Origin of the sequence: Kitasatospora sp. NPDC059722 (genome assembly GCF_042733235.1) — a bacterium.
In the GTDB taxonomy this organism is placed as follows: Bacteria; Actinomycetota; Actinomycetes; order Streptomycetales; family Streptomycetaceae; genus Kitasatospora.
In genome coordinates this window covers 1-8,143 of record NZ_JBHWGD010000165.1, presented here as the reverse complement: position 1 = coordinate 8,143, position 8,143 = coordinate 1, and the positions used below count along the sequence as shown (strand labels likewise).

Sequence of the window (8,143 nt, the reverse complement as noted above, 5' to 3'; positions counted from 1 at the left end):
CCCCACCCGCCGGGTGCGTGCCTTCGCCTGAGTAGCTACGCGACGTGGATGCACGTCTCCGCAGCATCACCGTCAACCTGGCGAGGGTTCCCCGCCTGCCGGGCCGCGCGAAGTCCTTCGGCGAAGAGCGCCACGGCTTCCGCCTCGGCCCGCCGCTGACCGAGGACCGGGTCTCCGCCTTCGAAGCGCAGCACGGCGTCCGGCTCCCTGCGGCGTACCGGCGGTTCCTGACCGAGGTGGGCCACGACGGCGCCGGGCCGCACTACGGGCTGCTGCCGCTCCGGGCCTGGAACCAGGGCGGGTTGAGCGAGTCCGGCGACCTGGCCCGGCCGTTCCCGCTGCGCCCCACGACCGTCCGGGTCGGCCGGGGCTGGTGGGAGCGGCTGGGGAGCCCGAAGCCGCCGTTCGCCGGCACCATGGCCATCACCAGCCAGGGGTGCGGCTACCTGACCGTGCTCGTGGTCACCGGCCCGGCCCGCGGCCGGATCCTCAACATCGACCTCGACCCCCGGCGCGAGTCCTTCTTCAGCCCCGACACCGACTTCCTCGCCTGGTACGAGCGCTGGCTCGACGAGACCGCGGACGGACTGGACACCCACGGCTTCGAACTGTCCCTCCCCGGCACCGAGCCGACGCTCGCGGACACCCTCGCCGATTCCCCGGACCCCGACCTGCGCGCGGCCGCCGCCAGGACCCTCCGGCGACGCCCGCACCTCGCCCCCGCGACCAGAGCCGTCCTGCGCGCGGCGGCCACCGCGGACCCGGAACCCGGGGTCCGGGCGACCGCGATCAGAGCCCTGAACGTCGCGCTCCCGGACGAGGAACTCCCGGTACTCCAGCGGGCCCTGACCGATCAGGCCGCCGAGGTCCGCGAAACCGCCGTCCGCGCCCTGGCCGGACGGGGGACCTCCTGGCACGCCCGGGCCCGCCGACTCCTGCGCGACGAGGACCCGGACGTGCGGAAGGCGGCCCTCAAGGCCCTGGAGGAGTCCCAGGTGCTGACCGAGGAGGATGTCCTGCCGCTGCGCGACGACACCGCGCCGTCCGTGCGGGCCGCGGCGATCAGCCACCTCTCCCGCCTCGACGCGCCCAGCGCCCCGGCCGTGGCCCGCGCGGCCCTCGTCGACCCCGATCCGGTCCCGCGCCACGCCGCGGTCGCCATCGGGATCAGGCGGCGGTGGCTGACGGAGCCCGACCTGAGACCGGTCGAGCACGACCCCGACGACCTGATCCGACGGCAGGTCGCCTCGGCACTGCGGCGGATGGCCGCGAGGTCCGCCGGGCCGACCTCCCCGCGAGCAGGTCGGGAGGGTGGCCCTATGCTCGCGCCGTGACCCTGTACTTCGATCCCACGGCGGCCCTCGGCGAGGACCGCGAGGCGTTCCGGGGCCGCTGGGAGGACCGGCTCTGGCTCAACGTCCCCGGGCCCTTCTACGGCGCCGAGACCGACAACTGCTGGACGGGACGCCTCTCCGCGCCCGACCACGTCCTCTACGGGGGCACGTACCTCGCCGAGTACGTCTACCGGCAGCCCCGGACGGCGGCGGAGGCGGCCCGGCTGGTCGAGGCGGCCGAGTGCGATCCGCTCCTCGGGTACGGCTGCGACGGGGACGCGCACTGGACGCCGGACGCGGTCCGCGAGTGGTGGCGCGACCGCGGCCGGATCACGGAGTACCTGTCCGAGCAGGACTGGAACGAGGCCGACTGGGCGGAGCAGGGCATCGCGGACGCGGTCCGGGACTACCGCTCGTACATCGACGGGAGCCTGGCGGGGGACCTGCGGATCTACCTCCACTGGCTGGAGGAGGGCAGGTCCCCCGCGCCCGGCGAAGCGCTGCCGGAGCTGTAGCAGCCGCCGGACCGCTCAAAGGCGGAGGTGCGAAGCCCCGTTGAGGTCGAGGACCGTGCCGGAGGCCCACGTCGCCTCCGGGGAGGCGAGGTAGAGGACGGCGGCGGCGACCTCCTCCGGGGTGCCGACCCGGCCGAACGGGCTCTGCTCGCGCAGGGCCCGGCCGGACGGCCCGGTCAGGCGGTCGGCGACGCGGTCGGTGGCGGTGAACCCGGGGGCGACCGACGTGACCGCGATGCCGTGCGGGGCCAGGGCGACCGCGAGGGACTGGCCGAGGGCGTGCAGGGCGGCCTTGCTCGCGCCGTACGCGGGGTGGTCCGGCTCGCCGCGGAAGGCGCCGCGCGAGCCGATCTGGACGATCCGGCCGGGCGCGCCCCGGGCGATCATGCGGCGGGCGACGCAGTAGCCGAGGTTCGCCGCGCCCAGCAGGTTGACGTCGACCATCCGGCGCCAGACCCGCTGCCAGTCCTCGTACGACACCTCCGCCACCGGGTGGGCGTTGGCCGCCGAGGTGGCGACGGCGGCGTTGTTGACCAGGACGTCCACCCCGCCGAGCGCGCGCTCCGCGGTCGCGGCGATCCGCTCGGCCGCGTCCGGGTCGGCGAGGTCGCCGCCGACGACGACGTGCCCCTCGCCGGGCAGGGCGGCCAGCGTCGCCTCGGCCCGGGCGGCGTCCGAGCCGTAGTGGACGGCGACGCGGTCGCCCCGGGCGGCGAAGGCGTGGGCCACCGCCCGGCCGATGCCCCGGGAGGCGCCGGTGACCAGCACGCCCCGCGCCGGGCCGGTGGGGTTCGCCGGGCCTGCTGGGCCGGTGGGGTTCGCCGGGCTCATCGGGCTGGTCGGGCTCATCGGGCGAACATCCGGGACTCGTCGCGGAACGCCTTGAACTCCAGCGCGTTCCCGGCCGGGTCGTGCAGGAACATCGTCCACTGCTCGGCCGGCTGCCCGGCGAAGCGCAGCGTCGGCTCGATGACGAACGCGGTGCCGGCCTCCGTCAGCCGCCCGGCGAGCGCGTGGAACGCGTCGGCGCCCAGCACCAGCCCGAAGTGCGGCACGGGGACGGCGTGGCCGTCCACGGTGCCGTGTCCGGGGGCGTCCGGGCGGGGGCTGGACACGAGGTGCGTCACCAACTGGTGGCCGTGGAGGTCCCAGTCGACCCAGTGGCCGGTCGAGCGGCCCTCCGGGAGGCCGAGCACACCGCCGTAGAACGCGCGGGCCCGGGCCAGGTCGTCGACCGGGATGGCGAGATGAAACGCAGGACGGGTCATGACCCCACCTTGATCCGCGCCATGTCCGGATGTCAACATTCGAACATGACGGATGAACTCCTGCGGAAGGCGGCCCGGCGCGGCCTCGCCGACGAGTGCGCGGACTCGGTGCGCGACGCGATCTTCGACGGGCGCTTCCCGCCCGGCGCCCCGCTACGGGAGGTCGAACTCGCCGAGTCGCTGGGCGTGAGCCGCGGCGCCGTCCGTGAAGGCCTCGCGCAGCTCCAGCGCGAGGGTCTGATCCGCACGGGCTGGCACCGCCCGACCACCGTCGTCGAGGCGACCGCCGTCGACGTGGAGGAGGTCTACCGCGTCCGCGCCGCCCTCGACCGCCTGGCCGCCGTCACCGCGATGCGGCGCGCGACGCCGCAGCAGCTCGACGCCCTCGACCGGCTCGTCGACGAGATGGCCGCCGAACTCGCCGCCGGAGCCGGCGTGCCGCGCCTGCTCGCCCTCGACATGGCCTTCCACGACCGGATCTACGAGGCCGCCGGCAACCGCCGCCTCACCGAGGCCTGGCAGGCCGTGCGCTCGCAGGTGTTCCTGTTCCAGCTGCAACGGGTGACCCTCGCCCGCGGCCAGTACCGCGCACTGGTCGTCGACGAGCACCGCGAACTTGCCGGGCTGCTCCGGGCGGGCGGCGCGGAGGACGTGCTCGACCGGCTCGCCGCGGAGCACGTGGACGTGGCACGGCGCAGCCTGCTGGCGCTGCTCCCGGAGCCCGCCGAGCGGGGGTGTGAAGTGCCGTGATTCGCCCGCCAACCGGCCTCCGGGCCGGTAACGTCCGTCGCGTACCCCGCATGGCAGTCGCAGCCCGTCGAGAGGAACCACGGTGTCCCACTCCCCGCAGATCGACGTCGTCCGCCGCTTCTACGACGCCCGGGGCGACCTGGACGTCATCCGCTCCGTCGTCGCCGAGGACGCCCGCTGGGACGTGACGGAGGGTTTCCCCAACGGCGGCGTCCACGAAGGACTCGACCGCATCGTCGGCGACTTCTTCCCCTTCCTCGCCGACTTCAGCGAGTTCCGGTGCATCGGCGACGCCTTCTACGAGGACGGCGACCAGGTCATCGTCCTCGGCCGCTACGTCGGCACCACGACGAAGGGCAATCAGTTCACCTCCCGCTTCGCCCACTTCTTCACCCTCGCGGCCGGCCGCATCACCCACCTCCGCCAGACCTCCGCACCCTCCCCATCGCCCGCGCCCTGGAGAACTGACCCCCTGGCACCCTGTGGGAAGAGCTTCTCGTCGACCAGGAACGCGTCCTGGGCCCGCACCACCCCGACACCGTTGCCACCCGCGAGATCCTCGCCGCCATCTCGTCGGCAGAGGCGCTTGGCTGGAGACGTCGGGGTGGGACAGCGCGACGATCTCGCCATGTCGAACGTCGCGGATGTGAGTGCCGCCCGAAGCGTGGGTCTCCTGCTGAGCACGATGGGCCGGTTGTAGAAGCAGCCGGGAGGCTTCGCCGGCGAGCTCTACGTCGCCCACGCCTTCGGGAACGAGTCCGGGCGGGTGCCGTCCATCCGGAAAGACCCGCCACCCGCCCTTCGGGCCGGAGAACCTCCGGCAGGCCTCCGGGCGCTTATGACAACAGCATTGACGTGTAAGGGCGCCCCCGGTTTCATGACTCGCACTTCCTCACCCCCACCCCCACGAGCAAGGCGGTGATCCGTTGGTACCGACGCTGAAGGACACGGGCAGCGGTCCGAGAACGGGTGCGAGCCACGGCGCCATGCACAAATCCATCGGCCTGCTGGACGGAGCGGTGATCGCCGCGTCCAGTACGGCCGCCACCAGCAGCATCGGCATCGGCCTGGGCCTGATGGCCGGGGTCGTCGGCCTGCACCTGCCCGCGATCATGCTGCTGGCCTTCCTGCCCGTGCTCGCCATCGCCGGTGGCTACGGGCGGCTGAACGCGGTCGAACCGGACGCCGGCAGCAGCTACCGCTGGGTGGGCCGGACCCTCAGTCCCTGGCTGGGCTTCCTCACCGGCTGGGTGAACACCGTCGGCACGGTGGTCTTCATGGCCTACACCACCACCGTCACCGGGTCGGCGGTCATCCAACTCCTGGACGAAGCGCACCTGCGCGGCATCGCCGGCCTGCGCCTGGACGCCGACTCCACCGTCCAGTGCACCCTGCTCGGCCTCGTCGTCCTGATCGGCGCCGCACTCGTCGCGGTGCGCGGGCTCGACCTCGCCGCCCGGTTGCAGAAGGCGCTACTGGTCTTCGAGTACCTGGTGCTGCTCGGCTTCTGCGGGTACGGGCTGTTCGCGGGTGACCAGCCGTTCTCGCTCCAGTGGTACAACCCGTTCGACATCCCCTCCTTCGGCGCGGTGGCACAGGGCATGGTGCTGGCGGTGTTCTGCTACTGGGGCTTCGAGTCGGTGTTCAGCGTCGGCGAGGAAGTGCGCGATCCGCGCTACGCCTCCCGAGGCGGCTTCCTGGCCCTGGTGGTGATGATGCTGCTCTTCCTGCTGGCCGGCACCGCCTTCCAACGGGTCCTCCCGCTCGGTGAGTTGGCCGACAACGGTGCGCACGGACTGACCTACTTCGGCACCCGGCTCGCCCACCAGCCGCTGGCCGCACTGCCGTTGATCGCGCTGACGTTCTCCGCCGTGGCCTCGCTGCAGTCCTCGGTGATCCCGACCGCGCGCGGGACGTACGCGATGGGCCGCGACGGCGTGCTCGGCCCGGTCTGGACCCGGCTGCACCGCAAGCACGCCACCCCCGCCGTCGGTACCCTGCTGATCACCGGCGTCGCCGTCCTGCTGGCCCTCGCCTCGATCGCCATCCCGACCGTCAACGACCTGATCTCGGCCGCCGTCAACGCGATCGGCGTCATCGTCGCGCTCTACTACGCGCTCACCGCCGTCGCGGCCGCCGTCCGCTTCCGCCACCTGTTGCGCACCGACCCGTTGCAGGGGCTGCGTGCCGTGGTCGGTCCGCTGCTCGGCGCGGCGGCGCTGCTCGCCGTCGGCGGCTACCTGGCCTGGACCTTCTACGACTCCGCCGACCACTTCGAACTCTCCGCCGACAACGGCTGGTTCGAGCTGACCGTCGTGGTGCTGATGGTCGTCACCGGACTCCCGTCGGCGGCTTGGGCCCGCTGGCGGCGCCGCTCTCCGTACTTCCAACACCCCACGCACTGAGCGATTCCCGCACGACCGACACACAGCACACAGCACGCAGCACACAACGCGCAACGCGCAACGCGCAACGCGCAACACGCAACACGCAACCCGAGAACGGAGCACCACCCATGACCCAGGCCGATCTGGTCTTCACCCGCGGCCCCGTCCACACCGGCGACGCCGCCCGCACCCGGGCGACCGGCCTGGCCGTGACCGGCGAGCGGATCACCGCCGTCGGGCACGACGAGGTCCGCGGATTGATCGGACCGAAGACCGAGGTCGTCGACCTCGCCGGCAAGCTGCTGCTGCCGGGCTTCCAGGATGCCCACGTCCACGCCGTGTACGGCGGCGTCGAGTTGGCCGCCTGCGACCTCACCGGCACGGTCGGCGCGACCGAGTGCCTGGAGCGGATCCGCGCCTACGCCGAGGCCAACCCCGGGCCGGCGTGGATCACCGGCAGCGGCTGGTCGCTGGAGAGCTTCGACGGTGGACGGCCGACCAGGCAGCTGCTCGACTCCGTCGTCCCGGACCGCCCGGTCTTCCTCACCAACCGCGACCACCACGGCGCCTGGGTCAACACCCGGGCCCTCGAACTGGCCGGCCTCACCCGGGACACCCCCGACCCGGCCGACGGCCGGATCGAGCGCGAGGGCGACGGCACGCCCAGCGGCACGCTCCAGGAGGGCGCCACCGCCCTGGTCGCCCGGCTGGTGCCGGCCACCACCACCGCCGAGCGGGTGGACGGCCTGCTGCGGGCGCAGCGCCTGCTGCACTCGCTCGGCATCACCGGCTGGCAGGACGCCCTGCTCGGCGAGTTCAACGGCCAGCCGGACCCCTCCGACGCCTACCTGGCCGCCGCCCGCTCCGGCGCCCTGACCGCCCGGGTGACCGGTGCGCTCTGGTGGGACCGCGACCGGGGCGCCGAACAGATCCCCGAACTGGTGGCGCGAAGGGCCGAGTTGACCCACGGCCGGTTCCGGGCCGGCTCGGTGAAGATCATGCAGGACGGCATCGCGGAGAACTTCACCGCCGCGATGACCAGCCCCTACCTGGACGGCTGCGGCTGCGCCACCGCCAACTCGGGCCTCAGCTTCGTCGATCCGGCCGCACTGCGCGGGTACGTCACCGAACTCGACGCGCTCGGCTTCCAGGTGCACTTCCACGCCCTCGGCGACCGCGCGGTCCGCGAGGCCCTGGACGCCGTCGAGGCCGCCCGCACCGCCAACGGGTGGCGCGGCACCCGCCACCACCTCGCCCACCTCCAGGTGGTCCACCCGGACGACATCCCCCGCTTCGCCCGGCTCGGCGCGATCGCCAACATCCAGCCGCTGTGGGCCGCCCACGAACCGCAGATGGACGAGCTGACCATCCCCTTCCTCGGCGCCGAACGCGCCGCCTGGCAGTACCCGTTCGGCGCGCTCCAGCGCGCGGGCGCCACGCTGGCGGCGGGCAGCGACTGGCCGGTGAGCAGCCCGGATCCGCTGGCCGGCCTGCACGTGGCGGTCAACCGGATCACGCCGGAGGCCACCGACGGCCGGATCTTCCTGCCCGAGCAGCGCCTCGACCCGGCCTCCGCCCTCGCCGCCTACACGGCCGGAGCCGCCCACGTGAACGGGCACGACGACGCCGGCACCCTGGCCGTCGGACACCTCGCCGACCTGGTCGTCCTCGACCGCGACATCCTGACCGGCCCCGCGGGGGAGATCGCCGACGCCCGGGTGCTGCGGACCTACGTGGGCGGCGAACTCGTCCACGCGGCGGGCTGAACGGGGCCAGCCGAACGGGGCCGGCTGAACGAGGCCGGCCGAACGCGGCGGGGGGGGCGGGCGCGCGCGGCCGGCCCCCCCCGAATCGCCCCCCCCGCGACCCCGCCCGGGGGCGGGGGGCGC

Annotated in this window: 8 protein-coding genes; 6 read left to right on the top strand and 2 right to left on the bottom strand. The window is 73.8% G+C overall.

Going from position 1 to position 8,143, the window contains the following annotated elements:
- Positions 1-44 precede the first annotated feature (44 nt).
- Together ACFV4F_RS41155 and ACFV4F_RS41150 are read left to right on the top strand one after the other, a co-directional pair.
- Positions 45-1,334, top strand: coding sequence for a HEAT repeat domain-containing protein (locus tag ACFV4F_RS41155; protein ID WP_380510745.1), 1,290 nt, complete (start codon positions 45-47; stop codon positions 1,332-1,334).
- A complete protein-coding gene (locus tag ACFV4F_RS41150) occupies positions 1,331-1,849 on the top strand; it encodes a ferredoxin (RefSeq protein ID WP_380510742.1) in 519 nt (172 codons plus the stop codon). The genes ACFV4F_RS41155 and ACFV4F_RS41150 overlap by 4 nt, the downstream gene beginning before the upstream one ends.
- A gap of 15 nt (positions 1,850-1,864) precedes the next feature.
- Here ACFV4F_RS41150 and ACFV4F_RS41145 read toward each other — a convergent pair whose 3' ends face one another.
- Both ACFV4F_RS41145 and ACFV4F_RS41140 read right to left on the bottom strand, forming a co-directional pair.
- Positions 1,865-2,680, bottom strand: coding sequence for an SDR family NAD(P)-dependent oxidoreductase (locus ACFV4F_RS41145; protein WP_380438788.1), 816 nt, complete (start codon positions 2,678-2,680; stop codon positions 1,865-1,867).
- Positions 2,681-2,694: 14 nt separating this feature from the next.
- A complete protein-coding gene (locus ACFV4F_RS41140) occupies positions 2,695-3,117 on the bottom strand; it encodes a VOC family protein (protein ID WP_380510740.1) in 423 nt (140 codons plus the stop codon).
- A 45-nt stretch (positions 3,118-3,162) separates the two neighbouring features.
- Between ACFV4F_RS41140 and ACFV4F_RS41135 the strand changes: the two genes are divergently transcribed.
- The 4 genes from ACFV4F_RS41135 (at position 3,163) to ACFV4F_RS41120 (ending at position 8,020) form a co-directional block, all read left to right on the top strand.
- On the top strand, positions 3,163-3,867 hold the full coding sequence (locus ACFV4F_RS41135; RefSeq protein ID WP_380510737.1) for a GntR family transcriptional regulator: 705 nt from the start codon (positions 3,163-3,165) through the stop codon (positions 3,865-3,867).
- A gap of 82 nt (positions 3,868-3,949) precedes the next feature.
- On the top strand, positions 3,950-4,567 hold the full coding sequence (locus tag ACFV4F_RS41130; RefSeq protein ID WP_380510734.1) for a nuclear transport factor 2 family protein: 618 nt from the start codon (positions 3,950-3,952) through the stop codon (positions 4,565-4,567).
- Positions 4,568-4,853: 286 nt separating this feature from the next.
- Positions 4,854-6,272 (top strand): APC family permease, encoded by a 1,419-nt coding sequence (locus tag ACFV4F_RS41125; protein WP_380510731.1) that lies wholly within the window; start codon positions 4,854-4,856, stop codon positions 6,270-6,272.
- Positions 6,273-6,382: 110 nt separating this feature from the next.
- Positions 6,383-8,020, top strand: coding sequence for an amidohydrolase (locus tag ACFV4F_RS41120; RefSeq protein ID WP_380510728.1), 1,638 nt, complete (start codon positions 6,383-6,385; stop codon positions 8,018-8,020).
- The last annotated feature ends 123 nt before the right edge of the window (positions 8,021-8,143 follow it).

Excerpts from the sequence above, each read along its gene's own strand:
- ACFV4F_RS41120 (WP_380510728.1), top strand. The coding sequence starts at position 6,383 with ATGACCCAGGCCGATCTGGTCTTCACCCGCGGCCCCGTCCACACCGGC.
- ACFV4F_RS41135 (WP_380510737.1), top strand. The coding sequence starts at position 3,163 with ATGACGGATGAACTCCTGCGGAAGGCGGCCCGGCGCGGCCTCGCCGAC.
- ACFV4F_RS41140 (WP_380510740.1), bottom strand. The coding sequence starts at position 3,117 with ATGACCCGTCCTGCGTTTCATCTCGCCATCCCGGTCGACGACCTGGCC.
- ACFV4F_RS41145 (WP_380438788.1), bottom strand. The coding sequence starts at position 2,680 with ATGAGCCCGGCGAACCCCACCGGCCCAGCAGGCCCGGCGAACCCCACC.
- ACFV4F_RS41125 (WP_380510731.1), top strand. The coding sequence starts at position 4,854 with ATGCACAAATCCATCGGCCTGCTGGACGGAGCGGTGATCGCCGCGTCC.